The following is a 14,936-nucleotide window of genomic DNA, read 5'->3' as shown; positions in this document are numbered from 1 at the left end:
CACCTGGCCCGCATGGAACTCCGCACCGCACTCGACGTCTGGCTCCAACGCATCCCCACCTTCACCCTCGCCGACCCCGACGCCGTCACCTGGGCCGCCAGCCAGGTACGCGGTCCCCGAACCCTGCCGCTGCGCATCGGCTGACCCTAAGTGGACGATGGCCTTCCGGTTAGTGTAGAACTGGGAGCCGGCATTCGTTCAGGGGGTACGTGATGATCGTGGTGACGGGCGCGACGGGCACGATCGGGCGTGCGCTGACGCAGGAGCTGGGCGGCGCGGTGCGGGCCGTGGTGCGGCGCGCGGAACAGGGCGTGGAGCTGGGCTGCGACTACGTGGTCGGCGACCTGGAGAGGCCGGAGAGCATCCCGGTCGAGCCGGGTGACCGGCTCTTCCTCAACAGCGCGCAGTGGCCCGGCTTCGTGCGCGCCCACCGGGCGGTCATCGACCACGCGGCGGCCTCGGGGGCGGCCCAGGTGGTGACGGTCTCCGTGCGCGGCGTCACGCCGGGCAGCCTGCTCGGGTTCGGGCTGCACGGACAGGTCGACGAGCATCTCAAGGCGTCCGGGGTGCCGTGGTTGATCCTGGCGCCTGTCGGCTTCATGCAGAACCTCGCGGGCGACGTCGACGAGGAGGGGCGGATCTTCGGCTCGTACGGCGGCGGCAGGGTGGGGTACATCGACGCGCGTGACATCGCGGCGGTAGCGGCGGCGCTGCTCACCCGTCCTGTCGGGGCGGACGCCGTCCACGAGTTGACCGGGCCGGCGGCGCTCACCCATGACGAGATCGCCGCCGAGCTCACCCGGGCGTTCGGCCGGGACGTGCGGTACGTGGACCTGCCCGTCGAGGAGGCCGCCGCGCACCTGGAGCGGCGCGGCATGCCCGCTCCCGCCGCCCGCGACCTGGCCACCCTGATGTCGCAGCTCGGGGACGGGCGCTGGGCGACCACGACCACGACGGTGGCCGACATCCTGGGCCGCCCGCCGCGTTCGCTGCGCGAGTTCCTGGGATAGAGCCGAGCGGCGCCGTGCCGTCACTGGTGGGGCAGGTCGACGCCGGCCGCGCGCAGTTCCGCTTCGACCAGGGCGTTCAGGCGGGCGATGGACGGCTCCCGGCCTTCTCCGTGGTGGTTGACCAGCCCGTAGCGGGCGGCGGCGTCCGGCTGCCTGCCGAACCCCTCCGGCATGTCGTGCGCCGCCCGTCCGGCCAGCAGCTTGGCGGCCAGGGCAGCGGCCAGGTGCTCGATCCGGGGGTCGTCCGGGTCCCAGGCCCTGGCCTCCAGGCCGCGCTTGGTCAGCTCGACGAGCTCGGGGTCGTCCAGCGAATGTTCGAGCCGGGTCAGGAAGCTGTCGAAGATCGCCGGGATCAGCGCCCTGGCCAGCACCAGGGCCTCCCGCTGGGTGGCCACGTATTCGGCGTCGAAGCCGAGGGCGGCCAGCCGGTCCAGGACCGCGCAGGCCCGGTCGGGCAGCAGGACCCGGTCGCCGTGGGCGAGCCGGTGCAGCGTGTCGCGGCGGGCGACCAGGTCGTCGATGCGTTCGGTCAGCCTGCGACGGACGTCGTCCAGGGCGGCGGCGAAGCGCTCGGGATCGGCGTCGAGCAGGTCGCCGATCTCGGCCAGTGGCACACCGGCCGCGGCGACGGTCCGGACCTGGACCAGCCGGAGCAGGTCGGCCGACCGGTAACGCCGGTAGCCGGAGCCGTCCCGGTCCGGCTCGGGGACCAGGCCGAGCCGGTGGTAGTGCCGCACGGTCTTGACGGTGACGCCGACGAACGCCGCCGCCTGACCGATCGTGAGCCCGTCCACCATCGGCTCAGCGCTCCTCGGGCGGGACGTACGCATTCACAGAGGTGAGAGTAGCGCGCGTCTGCGGCGATTCATCACCTACGTCTCGTCCGCCAGGTCGCCGGCGGCAGGAGTTGACCTTGACCTTGGGTCAGGGTCCAGGCTCGTCGCACGGCCGTCCCGAAGGCCCCCGATGGCCCCCGATGGCCCGCCATCGCGCCTTCGAGCCGTGCCGGACGACGACCATCACGAGACGAAGGACGACCGATCATGACGACTGGGAACGACACCGGCTTCTCCTCGGCGGGGCTGCGCCGGCTGCGCGAGGTGCTGGCGCGGCACGTCGAGTCCAAGCGCATCCCCGGGCTGGTGGCCCTGGTCAGCCGGGGCGAGGAGACGCACGTGGAGGCGATCGGGACGATGCGGCACGACGGTGGCCCGCCGATGAGCCGGGACACGATCTTCCGGATGGCCTCCGTGTCCAAGCCGGTGACGATGGCGGCGGCGATGGTCCTGCTGGACGAGTGCCGGCTGCGGCTGGACGACCCGGTGGACCCCTGGCTGCCCGAACTGGCCGACCGGCGGGTGCTCAGGCGGCCCGACGGCCCGCTGGACGACACCGTGCCGGCGCGGCGGCCGATCACCGTACGGGACCTGCTGACCTCCACGTTCGGCCTCGGCGTGGACTTCGCGCTGCTGGACGCCCCGATCAGGGCCGCGATCTTCGAGCGCACCGACTACGGCGTGGCGTCCGGGCCGGCGCCCCACCCGGACGAGTGGATGCGCCGGCTCGGCGAGCTGCCGCTGTCGTACCAGCCGGGGGAGCGGTGGCAGTACGACCTCAGCAACGAGGTGGTCGGCGTGCTCGTCTCCAGGGTCGCGGGCCGGTCCCTGGAGGCGTTCCTGCGCGAACGCGTCCTCGATCCGCTGGGCATGAAGGACACCGCCTTCCACGTGCCCGCCGACAAGATCGACCGGCTGCCGCCCCTGTACGGGCCCGACCCGCGGACCGGGGAGTTCCTGGTCTGGGACGAGGCGGCGGGCGGCAGGACCAGCCGGCCCCCGGCCTTCCAGGGCGGTGGCGGCGGGCTGGTCTCCACCGTGGACGACTACCACGCCTACTTCCGGATGCTGCTGAACCACGGCGTGCACGGCGGCGAACGGATCCTGTCCCGGCCCGCCGTCGAGCTCATGACCACCAACCGCCTCACCCCCGGCCAGCAGGCCGCCCGGGACGCCATGTACAGGGACTTCGTCCACCTGTCGTCCGGCCAGGGGCTGCACGGCGGATGGGGCTTCGGGATGGCGGTGCGCACCCACCGCGGCGACCACGCCTCCGTCGGCCAGTTCGGCTGGGACGGCGGAACCGGCACCACCGCCTACGCCGACCCGGCCGAGGGGCTCACCGGCATCCTGCTCACCCAGGTCGGGATGTCCACCTTCGACTCGATCCATCTCATCCACGACTTCTGGACGACGCTCTACCAGGCCATCGACTCCTGAACCGACACCCCGTCCCAGCCGGAGGGCGACGGCTGGGACCGCTTCTGGCCTGGCGCGACCCGCTCTCCCGAGATCGTCGCGCTCAGCGCCCCAGCCCCGGCACCACGTTCAGGCCGTCCTCGCGCACGGCGAACACTTCCCTGCTCCTGCCCGTCCGCACATCCACTGCGTAGACCACCGGCGCGGACGCGCGCGAGGACTCGGGGCCGGCCGGCACGGTCACCCCCGTGGCGTTCAACCAGCTCCCGAGCCGCGAAGGACGGAATCCCTCACTAGGCGGGAGCGCGCGGAGCCTTGTCACCGGTTGAAGTGTCGTCTTCGGTCGTGGAGGTTTCTCCGGTGAAGCGGCGCAGCTCCGGGCTGAGCGCGGCCACAGCGGCGGTCAGGGCGAGCAGTCCGCCCAGCACGACGAGCGCCGCCGCGCCGCCCAGTGACGCGGCCAGTGCCCCGCCGAGTACGGGCCCGATGGGCTTGAGCGCCATCGCGCCCATGCTCAGGATCGCGCCCATCCGGCCGAGCATCGCTTCCGGCACCATTCGTGCGACCACGACGTTCATCACGACGTTCAGCGAGGGCGTCGACAGGGTGATGAACACCAGCGGGATCATCGGCCACCACGCCCCCCAGGGCAGTGCCGTGGCCGCCAGCGCGGCGCCGAAGATCGTCACGACGGCCAGCAGGAGTCTGCCGGGCGGCAGGAGCCTGCTGATGCGGCCCGACAGCAGCGCACCGGTCAGTCCGCCGATTCCGAGGCCGGCCAGGACCGTGCCGGTGACGCGCGCGTCACCGCCGCGTTCGCCGACGAGCACGATCAGCGGGATGAGGAACGCTCCGCCCAGCAGGTTGAGGATCATCACCGCCGCGGTGACCTCCCGCAGGCCGTGGCGGCGCCACAGCCAGGCGATGGCCTCGGCCGCTTCCCGGCGCATGCTGCGCCGGATCGGCCGTTGCTCCTCGCCGTCGTCTCGGGCAGAGGTCGGCGGCTCGTCCGCCGGGCGGCGCGGCACCTTCGCAAGGGCGTGGAAGAGCGTGGCGGCAAGGAAGGTGATGGTGTCGACGACGAAGGGCACCGCCCGGCCCAGGCCGTACAGCAGGCCGCCGAGCGGAGGGCCGATCAGACCAGCCGCGTGTGTACGAGCCTCCTCCTGTGCATATGCACTGTGCAGTTGGCCCGAGGGGACGATGCCGCGGATCGCCGTCTCTTGGACGGGGCCGACGAACGCGACGCACAGCCCGTCCAGCACAGCCAGTGTGATGAACTGCCAGACCTGAACATGACCGGTGATGACGAGCGCCGTCAGCACTGCGGAGACAACCGCCTGGAGGCCCTGGGCCGTGATGAGCGTGCGGCGGCGGTCCCACCGGTCCACCCAGACTCCGGCCGGCATCTGGACCGCGAGGAAGGCGACAGTACGGGCTCCGGCGACGATGCCCGCCAACCCAGGCGAGCCGGTGAGCGCCAGCACCAGCAGTGGCATGGCGAGCCTGGTGAGCTCCGACCCCAGCTCGGAGACCGCGCTGCCGACCCACAGCAGTTGAAAACGCACGTTCTTCCGCAGCGGGACGATGTCGGTCACGAGGCGTCTTCCTTGGATGAGAGGCGCGGTCACTCGGCCTGAGGCGCCGCTCTCGGAGGTGGGGTTGCGCCGGTTCCGGCTGCGGACAGGTCGGGCGGGACCCGGAGAAGATACCTACCGGAGGTGACGCTGTCCACCTCGGCCCTCGGCGGCCGGCTGACGCCACGTTCATGACCACGTGCAGCCGGGGCTTGCCCGATCTGCGGGAAGGCCGGGCGCCTCAGGCGAGGTGGTCGGCGCGGTCGAGGAGGTATCGCTGCTCGATCTGGTTGCCGGTCAGGGAGGCCGCCTCGCGATACAGCCGGGCCGCGCCGGTCGCGTCGCCGGTCATCGAGAGCAGGTGGGCGCGCACGGCGTGTTCGCGTCGCCGGACCAGCGGGTCCCGGTCGAGCTGGAAGCGGTGGTTGAGGTCGTCGAGCAGGGCCAGTCCCCGGGCCGGCCCGTACGCCTTGGTCACGGCCACCACCCGGCTCAGCCGTACCGGCGCGGTGGGGGTGAGCCGTTCGAGCCACAGGTAGAGCGCCGCGATCTGCGGCCAGTCCGTCCGCTCCGGCGACGCGGCCGCGGCGTGGACGGCCGCGATCGCCGCCTGGAGCTGGTAGGGGCCGACCTCGCGGCGGGTCCAGACGCCGTCGATCAGTTGGGTGCCTTCGCCGATGAGGCCGATGTCCCAGCGCGTCCGGTCCTGCTCGTCCAGGGGCACCAGCTCGTCGTGACCACCGGTGCGCGCGGGACGGCGGGCCTCGGTGAGCAGCATCAGCGCGAGCAGGCCGGTCACCTCCGCGTCGTCGGGCACGGAGGCGTGGAGCATGCGGGTCAGCCGGATGGCCTCGCCGGTCAGGTCGACGCGGGCGAGCCGGTCGCCGGTGGAGGCGGTGTAGCCCTCGTTGAAGATCAGGTAGAGCGCCTGCATGACGGCGGCCATCCTGCCGTCGCGCCTCAGGTCGGCCGGCGGGGTGAAGCGGGCGCCGGCGCGGGCCAGTTGCTGCTTGGCGCGGCTGATCCGGGTGCCCATGGTGTTCTCGGTTGTTCCGTACGCGTGCGCGATCTCGGCGGTGGTCAGGCCGCCCACGGCCCGCAGCGTGAGCGCGACCTGGGAGGTGGCGCTCAGCGTGGGATGGCAGCACAGCAGCAGCAGGGCGAGGCTGTCGTCGGTCTCCCGCGCCGGGCCGGGCCGGCGGGCCGGTTCCTGCAGGGCCAGTTCGGCGACGCCGGCCTCCTGCTCGCGCCGGCGCCTGGCCTGGTCGGCGCGGAGCGCGTCGACCATCCGCCGGTAGCCGACGCGGATCAGCCAACTGCGCGGATTGTCCGGTACGCCCTCGGCCGGCCAGGCGCGGCTCGCGGCCAGGAGCGCTTCCTGCACCGCGTCCTCGGCGACGTCGAACCGGCCGAAGCGGCGTACCAGCGCGCCGAGCACCTGGGGCGCCTCGACGCGCAGGAGGTGTTCGATGTCGGCGTTCACGCTGCGTGTGCCCTTCCCGCTGTGGTGACGGCCGTCCGCTCGTGCCCGGCGCCGCCCGGCCCGGGGGTCACCCGGTGAAGTCCTCGCCCATGATCGGCCGGATCTCGATCGGCTCACCCAGCACCTCGACGATCCGGGAGGCGATCTCCACGGCTCGCTCCTGGCTCGCCACGTCGATCACGGCGAAGCTGGCCAGGACCTCCTTCAGCTCGGCGAACGGCCCGTCGGTCGCCACCACGCCGTCGCCGGACCTCCTGACCGTGGTGCTGACCGCCGGATGGCCGAGCCCCTCGCTGCCGACGAACTCGCCGGTGGCGATCAGTTCCTGCTCGAACCTCTGGTAGGCGGCGAACGCCGCCAGGGCTTCCTCGGACGGGGCGTCGGCGGTCGCGGCGTCCCAGGCGGCCGCGGGGGTGTAGCCGAGCAGCAGATACTTCATGGCGGATCCTCTTGTCGAACGTCGGTACAGGGTATGTGAGGTCAGGCGGAGCGGCGCAGGGACAGGGCCAGGACGGTCGTCCAGGTGAAGGCGACCAGGCCGTTGACGGCGATCTGGACGCTCATGTGCTCCGGCGACATGGGCAGCAGCAGGACGAGCGCGGCGGCGCCGTTGCCGGCCGCGGCCGGTACGGCGCGGCGGCGGGCGCAGCGGACGGCCAGCACGATGGCGGCGATGGCCAGCGCCGTGAAGGAGAGGGCGGCCGCGGTCGAGTGCGCCACGCCGTGCCAGGACATCTGCGCCACCGGCCGGTCGGGGGTTCCGGCGGGGAAGCCGTTCTCCGGGTCCATGGTGAACGCGCCGGCCGCGATCATCCCGACCCCGAAGATCCCGACCAGGACGGGCAGCGCCCGGCGGCCGATCCCCTCGGTGAGGGTGCGCCCCACACCGGCGGCCAGCGCCAGGCCGCCCACGCCGGCCAGCACGAACGTGAGGATCTGGATCCAGCCGAGGTTGCCGGTGGAGAGCTGACTGATCGGATGGCGGGTGAGGTCGAAGCCTTCGCGGGTGAGCATCTGGACGACGGCCGAGGTGAAGAAGACCGGCCCGGCCAGGGCGGCGGCGAGCAGCAGGCGGCCGGACGGGCGGGTGGTGGCGGCTGTGGCGGCCATGACTTCCTCCTTGATGGGGTCTTGCCGCTACCTCGTGGCGGGATCCGGCTTCTCGACACCGGCGGCGATGTGATCTGAATCACCACTCGGACATGTCGAGGCCCGTGGGAGGCCTCCGAGGTACCGGCGAGCACTGACCAAACCTCAAGGAGGATGAGATGTCCGAGATGTCGGAGACCTACGAGCCGAGCGCCGCACTGAAGGCCCTGGACCGCCTGGTCGGCACCTGGGCGATCACCGGCGGCGCCGAGGGAACCGTACGGTACGAGTGGATGCCCGGCGGCTTCTTCCTGCTCCAGCACGTCGACCTCGCCCAGTTCGGCCAGCCCGTCACCGGTCTGGAAGTGATCGGCAATCTGCGCCCGTTCGGCGAGCCGGCCGGGGCGGACGTCGTGTCCCGCTTCTACGACTCGACCGGCAACACGCTTGACTACGTGTACGAGCTGTCCGGCGACACCTTGACCATCTGGGGCGGCGTGAAGGGCGGCCCCGCCTACTACGAAGGCACGTTCAGCGCTGACGGCACCACCGTCACCGGCGCATGGGTCTACCCCGGCGGAGGCGGATACGAATCCACCATGACCCGGCTCTGACGTCGGGGCCGGGCCTGCCGGGCCGGATCACTCGGGTGGGACGGGGCCCGACGCGACACCGCAAACCGGGTTGACCGAACGAGACCGCAGCGGCCGGGCTTGATCGCTCATGTATGCGACAACGGTTTGTCATCACGTACATGAGCGATCACGGCGACCAGAAGAACCCCTCGCAGGGGCGATGCGCGACTCCGGCACGTCGCCCGAGACCATGCCTACCTCCAGGTGTAGGTGGCGTCGGTCATCGGCGTCAGGTACGGATGCGCGGGAGGCGCGGTGGGGTCGGCCAGCGTGCTCACCGCCACGCCGATGAGGGGGAACAGGTTCAGCCGCGCGGCCTGCCGGTGGTCCACCCACTCGATGATCCCCGGCTCGCTGGTGCCGTCCGGGAGTTCGTCGTACTCGACCGTGGCGAGCTTCGCGCGCACCTCCGGGGTGATGTGCAGACGGAAGATCAGGTGGAGCTTGCGCGGGGGCGGGGTCGGGCCGGGCCTGGTGATCATCTGATCTTGGATCCAGCACAGCTGTGGCACGGTCGCATCGCCGGGGTCGAGTCGCAGTTCCTCGGCGAGTTCCCGGCTCAAGGCGTCCACAAGGTCCTCTCCGGGGTGCACGTTGCCGCCGGGTGGCGTGTACAGCGCCCCCGACGGCCGGTCACGGCGGATGAGTGCCAGCTCGCGCCCGCAGAACACCAGGCCGGCGACACGGATCTTGATGTGGGAGAAGGGCAGGTCCGGATACGTCATGGAGCCAGTGTTTCCTGTCGCTGCCCCAACCGCGCCGACCTGGTCAAGGACACGATCCGGATGGCTGCCGGCGCCGGCCTGCTCCAGCCCGGCGCCGCATTCCATACCGACCGCGGCTCGAACCACACCTCAGATGAGTTCGGCTCCTCCCTGATGGGCCTGGACATGTGCCGCTCGGTGGACGTACCGGGGACTGCTGGGACAACGCTGGCCGAGTCGTTCTTCAGTGCGCTCAAGAACGAGTGGCTGCATCACTTCGTCTTCACCACTTGGGCCAAGGCGCGACGGCGGGTCATCCGCTACGACGCCCGGCCGAGGCGGCCGCCTGCCTGCGTCGCGCGCACGAGCTGGCCGTGATCCAGAACGTACCGCTGGAGGTCCAGCGGATAGCCGCCGTCCTGGAGGCCCAGTGCCTGCCCGTGACCGAGGACCTGGCCGCGCACGCACCCCGGATGTGAGCCCCGGGCGACCCGGCTCCAAACGAGGCGGTACCTCTCCAAAACTACTAAGGAGTGTCGTTGGACCACAGCGGTCACCGTCATCCAACTCCGGGACCCGATCGCCCCGCACAGGTCGAGCACTGCGACCCTTGACCTCACCGGCCACGGTGGCCCCGAAGAGAGCATCTACCATCAGGCATAGTAGTGATCCATGCGCAACCGCGCTGAGCGCCTGCTCGCCCGTGACCCCACAGCCGGCCTCGTCGAAGTCGAAGACAAGAAGGAAGGGGCGGCCGGCGTGCCGTACGAAGACGACGACCAGGTCAGCAAGGCGATCTACGCGCGCATGCTGGAACGCGCCGAGTCGCTCACCGACGCGGCGGCGGCGATGGGAGTCACCACCGCGCAGATCGACCGCGTCCAGGAGCATCTCACCCGGCTGCGCCTGCTCGACCCGGACGCCGAGGCGCCGGTGGACGCCGCGGCGATGCTCAGGCGGAGCCTTGAGGAGAGCCACCGCCTCCTGGACCGCCTGGTGGAGCAGCACGTCGCGGTCGCCGCGGTCGCCAGGAGCTACCTGAACCTGCCTGGCCGCGCCGAGCGTGACATGGACGTCGACTTCTTCACGCGGGACGAGATGGCGACGCGGCTGGCCCGGCGCATCACGGAACTGAGCGAACAGGCCGGGCACGAGATCCTCAGCATGCATCCGGTCGCCGACTGGACGCCCGCGTCGCTGGCAGAGGGCCTGGAGAGATCGGAGCGCGCGCTCGCCAGAGGGGTGCGGGTGCGCGCGCTGCACGCGCAGAGCTCTTTCTCCCAGCCGGTACTGCGTGGGTTCGTGGATCGGTGGACGCGGCAGGGCCGCGAGGTGCGGGCCGCGCCCGTCGTGCCCACCCGGATGCTCGTCTACGACCGGCACACCGCCGTCGTCCAGGCCGACCCCGCCCACCTGGACGCCGGCGCACTGGTGATCCGCGGCGGGGGCGTGGTGAGGTCCCTGGCAGCGCTGTACGACAACTGCTGGATGACGGCGTCGGAGCCGAAGGACGTCCCGGGCTCCTCGGACGCCGGGGCGCTCACCGAGCAGCAGCGCGCCATCCTGCGTCTGCTGGCCGTCGGCGCCAAGGATTCGGCGATCGCCCGCACGCTGGGGATCTCCACCCGGACGGTCACGCGCGTGGTGGGTGAAGTGAGCGCGCTGCTCGGCGCCACCAGCCGGTTTCGGGCAGGCGTCCGCGCCACCCGGCTGGGCTGGCTCGACCAGCGGAGCCGGATCAGCCGGGCGAGGACACCTGCCGCTTGCTCGTCGGGGGGCCGGCGCGTGGGGGCGAGGGGGCCGGTTGATGGTCACGTTCCGGGTGGGCGGGCTGTTTAATGCTGCCATGGGCCGAATCGCCGGCGTCACCGCCGCCGAGACTCGTCAACGGTTGTTGCGCGCCGCCGCGGAGGCGTTCGCCGAGCGCGGGTACGACGGCACCCGCGTCGCCGACATCGCCGCCGCCGCCGGGGTGAGCAACGGCGCGCTGTACGCGCACTTCGGCTCCAAGGCCGAGCTGCTGGTGGCGGCGCTGCGCGCGCACGGGCGGCGGCGGCTGGCCGACCTGTTCGCCGCCGACCCCGACCGGCCCGTCCCCGATCTGCTCCTGGAGATCGGACGGTGGCTGCCGCAGCGTCGTGACGCCCCCGGCTACCTCATCGTCGAGGCCCTCGTCGCCGCCCGCCGGGACGAGGACGTCGCCAGGCCCATGCGCGACTACGTCGGCGAGAGCGCCGGTTCGATGGCCGCGCTGGCCCGCCTCGCCCAGGACCGGGGGGAGCTGGACCCGGCGCTGTCGCCCGCCGCGCTGGCCCACTTCTGCCTGTTGTTGTCCATGGGCAGCGCCCTGGTCACCTCCGATCTGCACGCCGTTGACGACGACGAGTGGGCGGCCCTGCTCGCCCGCGTCGTCGGCGCGCTCACGACCTCCTCCCGAACCGCCCCCACCCCGAACGGAGCACCGTCATGAACGTGCGCATCGACCCTGGGCGCTGCCAGGGGCACGGTCGCTGCTACGACCTCGCGCCCACCCTGTTCGGCGAGGACGCCGAGGGTTACGGGGAGGTGCTGGGCGACGGCGCCGTACCGCCGGGCGAGGAGCAGGCGGCCCGCCTGGCCGCGGCCAACTGCCCGGAACGCGCGGTCGAACTCTCCTGACCCGCCGCCTCCCGGCCTCCCGGTTCGGCGGGCCCCGGCTCATACGCCGCCGCGGCCTCCACCGCCGCGACGATCAGGGGCCAGGTGCTCGACAGGGGGTCGATCAGGCTGAAGTGGCCGGCGTCCGCCGGTTCGACCAGGACGGCCGACGTCTCGCCCGCCGCCATGCGGCGGCTCATCGACACCGGCAGCACGCGGTCCCTGACGCCGTGCACCAGCACCAGCGGTCCCCGGTCGTGGGGCAGCAGGCGCATCGGGTCCACCTCGTCCAGCAGGTCGGCGCGGTCGTGGAGCAGGGCGCGGGCCGCGCCGCCGCCGAGCCCCGCCGTGAACGCCTCGCCCAGGTCGCAGACGGCGGCCAGGCCCACCACGCCGTTGACCGCCGGTTCGGCGTGCCAGCGGGAGCCGGGCGGCAGACGGTGCCGCAGCGCCGACCAGAGCGCGAGGTGACCGCCCGCGGAGTGGCCCACCAGCAGCACCCCGGACGGGCACTCCGCCCGTACGAGGTCCAGCGCGGCGGCCACGTCGTCGAACGTGCCCGGGTGGCCGCCGCCCTCCTGGCCCACCCTGCGGTACTCGGGCAGCCAGACGGTGTGACCGAGCGCGGCCAGGGCGGCGGCCATGGGACGGGTGTGGCTCCTGTCGTACTCGGCCAGCCAGTAGCCGCCGTGCAGCAGGACGAGGGGCGGGCGGCCGGTGCCCTCGTAGACGTCGATCACCTGGTCGGGGTGGCGGTCGCCGTAGCGGAGCACGCGGTCGGGCGGGCGTACCGGCCGGGACAGCAGGTCGTAGTAGGACATGTCGTGATCGTAGGAGCGCGTCCAGGGGCTTGACCTGGGGGTGCGCTGGCAGGAACGTGCCGTGGGGCGGCAGCAAGAAGACGGTCCGCGTACCGCCCCCGGGCGCCTCGCGCCGCGACCATGGGGGAGTGACGTCCCAGGGAAGCGAGGTTCCGGCCATGTCCCCAATCCGCCGTGTCGTGGTGATCGGCTGTGGGTTGATCGGCACGTCCGTGGCGTGCGCGCTGCGGCGGGCGGGCGTGCGGGTCGAGCTGGCCGACCACGACCCGTGGGCGCTGGCGCAGGCCGCGCGGATGGGCGCGGGCACGGCGCTGCGGACCGGTGCGGGCCCGGCCGACGTCGTCGTGATCGCCACGCCGCCCTCGTCGGTGGCCGCCGTCCTGCGTGAGGCGCAGGACCGCGAGCTGGGGACGGTCTACACGGACGTGGCCAGCGCCAAGACGCGGATCCTCGCCGAGGCCGAGCGGAACGGCTGCGACCTGGCCCGCTACGTGCCCGGCCATCCGATGGCCGGGCGGGAGGTGTCCGGGCCCGGAGCGGCGCGGGCGGGCCTGTTCGAGGGCAGGACGTGGGCGCTGTGCCCCCATCCGGCGCTGTCGCCGCGCGCGCTGCGCACGGCGGCGGCGCTGGCGACCGCGTGCGGGGCCGAGGTGACGCTGCTCGCGCCGGACGCCCACGACCGGGCCGTCGCGGCGGTGTCGCACGTGCCGCTGGTCCTGTCGGCCGCGCTCGCCGCCCGCTTCGCGACCGGCGACCTGGACGGGCCCGCCGACCCGATCCCGGGCGGCGACGTGGACGGGCTCGCCGGTGCGGCGATGGGCGGTGACGTGGATGGGCTCGCCGATGCGGCCCCGGGCGGGGACGGGTTGGCGCTGGCCGCCGGGGCGTTGCGGGACGTGACGCGGGTGGCCGGCAGCCCCGCCGGCATGTGGCGGGACATCCTGGCGCACAACGCGGCCCCGGTGGCCGACCTGTTGGACGCGATGGGCCGCGACCTGGGCCGCGTCGCCGCCGCCCTGCGCGCCGCCGACGACGGCCCGGTGGCCGACGTGCTGGCCAGGGGGAACGAGGGGCACGCGCGCATCGTCCGCGCGTTGTCGCGGACGCGGGAACCGCAACGGGCCGCGTCCTGAACCTCGGACGGCGACGCAGGTGCGCACGTGGGGACAAGCGCCCGCCGCCCCCGCGCTTTATGGTCCCCCCAAGGGAGCCTCAGGGGAGGGTGGGCGACGTGGATCCGGCGGACGTCGACAGGCACGTCACCGACATCTGGAACACGGTGCTCGACGTCGGCGCGGACGAGGCCGACGCCACCTTCGGCGAGCTCGGCGGCACGGCGCTCGCGGCGCTGCGGATGGCCGCCCAGATCCAGGACCGGCTCGGCGTGGCCGTCGAACTGGCCGCGCTGCTGCGCGACGGGACGCTGGACGCGCTGCTCGGCCAGGTCAGGGCACTCTCGAAGATGTAGCCGCCCGGGGGCCGTTGCGACAATCACGTGCAGACCTTGAGAAGGGACGGCCCATGACCGGCGAACTCAGCCTCTCCGAGCTCCGGGAGAAGGTCGGCGACATCTGGTACGAGGTGCTCGACGTGCCCGAGGGGCTGGAGGCGGCGACGTTCTCCGACCTCGAAGGGGAGTTCGCGGCCGCGGCGCGGATGGTCGGGCGGATCAAGGAGGAGCTGGGCGTCTCCATCGACGTCGGCGACGTCTTCGACGCGGATCCCAACCTGGAGGCGCTGGTCGAACGCGTCGCCCTGGACGCGCACGTGCCGATGGCGGTGTAGGCGCCGCGATCTCACCCGGGTTCCCGCGGGGCGGCGGGGACCCGGGTTTCCGCATGCTCCGGGATTCCCGGAAGGTCAGGCCGGGAGGGTGCCGAGGTGGTTCGTCTCGGCGGGGAGGGCGGCGTCGTCCAGGGCTCGCGCGCAGTCGCACGTACGGGTGCGCGGCAGCCGGGCCACGGTCGCCACCACCAGCGCCCGCAGCCGGTCCAGCCCCTCGTGGAAGATCGTGAAGAGCTCGTCCCGGCGTGCGCCCGAGCCCACGCCGAGCCCGGCGTCCAGGTCCGTCACCAGCGCGACCGGCACGTAGCACAGGGCCAGCTCGCGGGCGAGCGCCGCCTCCGGGCAGCCGGTCATGTCCACCAGCGACCAGCCCTGCGCGGCGTACCACTGCGACTCGGCCCGGCTGGACAGGCGCGGGCCCTCGATCACCACCATCGTCCCGCCGTCCACGCAGTCCTGGCCGGTCGCCGCCGCGGCGTCGAGCACCGTCTCCCGGCCCACCGGGCAGTACGGGTCCGCGAACGGCACGTGCACCGCCGCGTCGTCGAAGTACGTCTGCGCCCGTCCGGAGGTCCGGTCCACGAGCTGGTCGGGCACCGCCAGCACGCCGGGTCCCAGCTCGGGCCGGAGCGAGCCGACCGCGCACGGCGCGAGGATCTGGCGCACGCCCACCGAGTGCAGCGCCCACAGGTTGGCCCGGTAGTTGATGCGGTGCGGCGGCCGGCGGTGGTCGCGTCCGTGGCGGGGCAGGAAGGCGACCGTGCGGCCGCCTACCCGGGCGAGCGAGAGCGGGGCCGACGGCTCGCCGTACGGGGTGGTGAGCGCGACCTCCCGGACGCCGTCGGCGACCGAGGAGAACCCGCTCCCGCCGATGATCCCGATCTCCGCGCTGATTCCGTTCATGATCAGCCTTTCGTCGCCGGGGCGGCCGGGACCCGGC

General features: G+C 72.9%; 18 protein-coding genes and 1 pseudogene. 10 read left to right on the top strand and 9 right to left on the bottom strand.

Features of this window, described 5'->3' with window-relative positions; genetic code table 11:
- Positions 1-212: 212 nt before the first annotated feature.
- Positions 213-1,010, top strand: coding sequence for an NAD(P)H-binding protein (locus AB0J97_RS13820; protein WP_364088060.1), 798 nt, complete (start codon positions 213-215; stop codon positions 1,008-1,010).
- 20 nt (positions 1,011-1,030) lie between these two features.
- On the opposite strand, the gene AB0J97_RS13815 is transcribed toward AB0J97_RS13820, so the two are convergent.
- Positions 1,031-1,807, bottom strand: a complete 777-nt coding sequence (locus tag AB0J97_RS13815; protein WP_364088058.1) for a MerR family transcriptional regulator — start codon at positions 1,805-1,807, stop codon at positions 1,031-1,033.
- A gap of 246 nt (positions 1,808-2,053) precedes the next feature.
- On the opposite strand from AB0J97_RS13815, the gene AB0J97_RS13810 reads away from it, so the two are divergent.
- A complete protein-coding gene (locus tag AB0J97_RS13810) occupies positions 2,054-3,286 on the top strand; it encodes a serine hydrolase domain-containing protein (RefSeq protein ID WP_364088056.1) in 1,233 nt (410 codons plus the stop codon).
- A gap of 82 nt (positions 3,287-3,368) precedes the next feature.
- Here the strand turns inward: AB0J97_RS13810 and AB0J97_RS13805 are convergent, their stop codons facing one another.
- From AB0J97_RS13805 to AB0J97_RS13785, 5 genes are all read right to left on the bottom strand, one after another.
- Positions 3,369-3,524 carry a hypothetical protein gene (locus AB0J97_RS13805; protein WP_364088054.1) on the bottom strand — a complete coding sequence of 52 codons (156 nt, stop codon included), beginning with the start codon at positions 3,522-3,524 and terminating at the stop codon, positions 3,369-3,371.
- A gap of 34 nt (positions 3,525-3,558) precedes the next feature.
- Positions 3,559-4,863 carry an MFS transporter gene (locus AB0J97_RS13800; RefSeq protein ID WP_364088052.1) on the bottom strand — a complete coding sequence of 435 codons (1,305 nt, stop codon included), beginning with the start codon at positions 4,861-4,863 and terminating at the stop codon, positions 3,559-3,561.
- Positions 4,864-5,083: 220 nt separating this feature from the next.
- Positions 5,084-6,325 carry a sigma-70 family RNA polymerase sigma factor gene (locus AB0J97_RS13795; protein ID WP_364088050.1) on the bottom strand — a complete coding sequence of 414 codons (1,242 nt, stop codon included), beginning with the start codon at positions 6,323-6,325 and terminating at the stop codon, positions 5,084-5,086.
- Between the two features lie 67 nt (positions 6,326-6,392).
- Positions 6,393-6,764, bottom strand: coding sequence for a YciI family protein (locus AB0J97_RS13790; protein ID WP_125629542.1), 372 nt, complete (start codon positions 6,762-6,764; stop codon positions 6,393-6,395).
- Between the two features lie 41 nt (positions 6,765-6,805).
- A complete protein-coding gene (locus tag AB0J97_RS13785; protein WP_364088047.1) occupies positions 6,806-7,435 on the bottom strand; it encodes a DUF998 domain-containing protein in 630 nt (209 codons plus the stop codon).
- 158 nt (positions 7,436-7,593) lie between these two features.
- On the opposite strand from AB0J97_RS13785, the gene AB0J97_RS13780 reads away from it, so the two are divergent.
- A complete protein-coding gene (locus AB0J97_RS13780) occupies positions 7,594-8,028 on the top strand; it encodes a hypothetical protein (protein ID WP_357709471.1) in 435 nt (144 codons plus the stop codon).
- Positions 8,029-8,243: 215 nt separating this feature from the next.
- Here AB0J97_RS13780 and AB0J97_RS13775 read toward each other — a convergent pair whose 3' ends face one another.
- The gene (locus tag AB0J97_RS13775) at positions 8,244-8,774 is read right to left on the bottom strand and encodes an NUDIX hydrolase (RefSeq protein ID WP_364088044.1); all 531 of its coding nucleotides are present in this window, start codon (positions 8,772-8,774) and stop codon (positions 8,244-8,246) included.
- 60 nt (positions 8,775-8,834) lie between these two features.
- Here AB0J97_RS13775 and AB0J97_RS13770 point away from each other — a divergent pair, with 60 nt between their 5' ends.
- The 4 genes and pseudogenes from AB0J97_RS13770 to AB0J97_RS13755 form a co-directional block, all read left to right on the top strand.
- Positions 8,835-9,131 (top strand): hypothetical protein, encoded by a 297-nt coding sequence (locus tag AB0J97_RS13770; RefSeq protein WP_364088042.1) that lies wholly within the window; start codon positions 8,835-8,837, stop codon positions 9,129-9,131.
- A gap of 294 nt (positions 9,132-9,425) precedes the next feature.
- Positions 9,426-10,592 (top strand): helix-turn-helix transcriptional regulator, encoded by a 1,167-nt coding sequence (locus tag AB0J97_RS13765; protein ID WP_364088040.1) that lies wholly within the window; start codon positions 9,426-9,428, stop codon positions 10,590-10,592.
- Between the two features lie 7 nt (positions 10,593-10,599).
- Positions 10,600-11,223, top strand: a complete 624-nt coding sequence (locus AB0J97_RS13760; RefSeq protein WP_357709461.1) for a TetR/AcrR family transcriptional regulator — start codon at positions 10,600-10,602, stop codon at positions 11,221-11,223.
- Positions 11,220-11,342, top strand: a pseudogene (locus AB0J97_RS13755) (ferredoxin); the annotation flags it as partial. The gene AB0J97_RS13760 and the pseudogene AB0J97_RS13755, both read left to right, overlap by 4 nt.
- Here AB0J97_RS13755 and AB0J97_RS13750 read toward each other — a convergent pair.
- Positions 11,309-12,211 carry an alpha/beta hydrolase gene (locus AB0J97_RS13750; protein WP_357709458.1) on the bottom strand — a complete coding sequence of 301 codons (903 nt, stop codon included), beginning with the start codon at positions 12,209-12,211 and terminating at the stop codon, positions 11,309-11,311. The pseudogene AB0J97_RS13755 and the gene AB0J97_RS13750 overlap by 34 nt on opposite strands.
- Before the next feature lie 158 nt (positions 12,212-12,369).
- Here AB0J97_RS13750 and AB0J97_RS13745 point away from each other — a divergent pair, with 158 nt between their 5' ends.
- The 3 genes from AB0J97_RS13745 to AB0J97_RS13735 all read left to right on the top strand — a co-directional run bounded on the left by AB0J97_RS13745 (position 12,370) and on the right by AB0J97_RS13735 (position 13,996).
- A complete protein-coding gene (locus tag AB0J97_RS13745; protein ID WP_364088037.1) occupies positions 12,370-13,344 on the top strand; it encodes a prephenate dehydrogenase/arogenate dehydrogenase family protein in 975 nt (324 codons plus the stop codon).
- A 98-nt stretch (positions 13,345-13,442) separates the two neighbouring features.
- On the top strand, positions 13,443-13,679 hold the full coding sequence (locus tag AB0J97_RS13740) for a phosphopantetheine-binding protein (RefSeq protein ID WP_364088035.1): 237 nt from the start codon (positions 13,443-13,445) through the stop codon (positions 13,677-13,679).
- Between the two features lie 53 nt (positions 13,680-13,732).
- Positions 13,733-13,996: a phosphopantetheine-binding protein gene (locus tag AB0J97_RS13735; protein WP_364088033.1), complete on the top strand. Its 264-nt coding sequence runs from the start codon at positions 13,733-13,735 to the stop codon at positions 13,994-13,996.
- A 75-nt stretch (positions 13,997-14,071) separates the two neighbouring features.
- Here AB0J97_RS13735 and AB0J97_RS13730 read toward each other — a convergent pair whose 3' ends face one another.
- Complete coding sequence (locus tag AB0J97_RS13730) at positions 14,072-14,899, bottom strand: S-methyl-5'-thioadenosine phosphorylase (protein ID WP_364088031.1); 828 nt, start codon at positions 14,897-14,899, stop codon at positions 14,072-14,074.
- Positions 14,900-14,936: the final 37 nt, after the last annotated feature.

This window comes from Nonomuraea sp. NPDC049607 (assembly GCF_040675375.1).
Taxonomy (GTDB): Bacteria; Actinomycetota; Actinomycetes; order Streptosporangiales; family Streptosporangiaceae; genus Nonomuraea.
This window is presented reverse-complemented; position numbering and strand designations above follow the sequence as displayed.

Coding starts and splice junctions, on each gene's coding strand:
- AB0J97_RS13820 (WP_364088060.1), top strand. CDS start 213: ATGATCGTGGTGACGGGCGCGACGGGCACGATCGGGCGTGCGCTGACG.
- AB0J97_RS13815 (WP_364088058.1), bottom strand. CDS start 1,807: ATGGTGGACGGGCTCACGATCGGTCAGGCGGCGGCGTTCGTCGGCGTC.
- AB0J97_RS13810 (WP_364088056.1), top strand. CDS start 2,054: ATGACGACTGGGAACGACACCGGCTTCTCCTCGGCGGGGCTGCGCCGG.
- AB0J97_RS13790 (WP_125629542.1), bottom strand. CDS start 6,764: ATGAAGTATCTGCTGCTCGGCTACACCCCCGCGGCCGCCTGGGACGCC.
- AB0J97_RS13785 (WP_364088047.1), bottom strand. CDS start 7,435: ATGGCCGCCACAGCCGCCACCACCCGCCCGTCCGGCCGCCTGCTGCTC.
- AB0J97_RS13780 (WP_357709471.1), top strand. CDS start 7,594: ATGTCCGAGATGTCGGAGACCTACGAGCCGAGCGCCGCACTGAAGGCC.
- AB0J97_RS13775 (WP_364088044.1), bottom strand. CDS start 8,774: ATGACGTATCCGGACCTGCCCTTCTCCCACATCAAGATCCGTGTCGCC.
- AB0J97_RS13770 (WP_364088042.1), top strand. CDS start 8,835: ATGGCTGCCGGCGCCGGCCTGCTCCAGCCCGGCGCCGCATTCCATACC.
- AB0J97_RS13765 (WP_364088040.1), top strand. CDS start 9,426: ATGCGCAACCGCGCTGAGCGCCTGCTCGCCCGTGACCCCACAGCCGGC.
- AB0J97_RS13760 (WP_357709461.1), top strand. CDS start 10,600: ATGGGCCGAATCGCCGGCGTCACCGCCGCCGAGACTCGTCAACGGTTG.
- AB0J97_RS13750 (WP_357709458.1), bottom strand. CDS start 12,211: ATGTCCTACTACGACCTGCTGTCCCGGCCGGTACGCCCGCCCGACCGC.
- AB0J97_RS13745 (WP_364088037.1), top strand. CDS start 12,370: ATGTCCCCAATCCGCCGTGTCGTGGTGATCGGCTGTGGGTTGATCGGC.
- AB0J97_RS13735 (WP_364088033.1), top strand. CDS start 13,733: ATGACCGGCGAACTCAGCCTCTCCGAGCTCCGGGAGAAGGTCGGCGAC.
- AB0J97_RS13730 (WP_364088031.1), bottom strand. CDS start 14,899: ATGAACGGAATCAGCGCGGAGATCGGGATCATCGGCGGGAGCGGGTTC.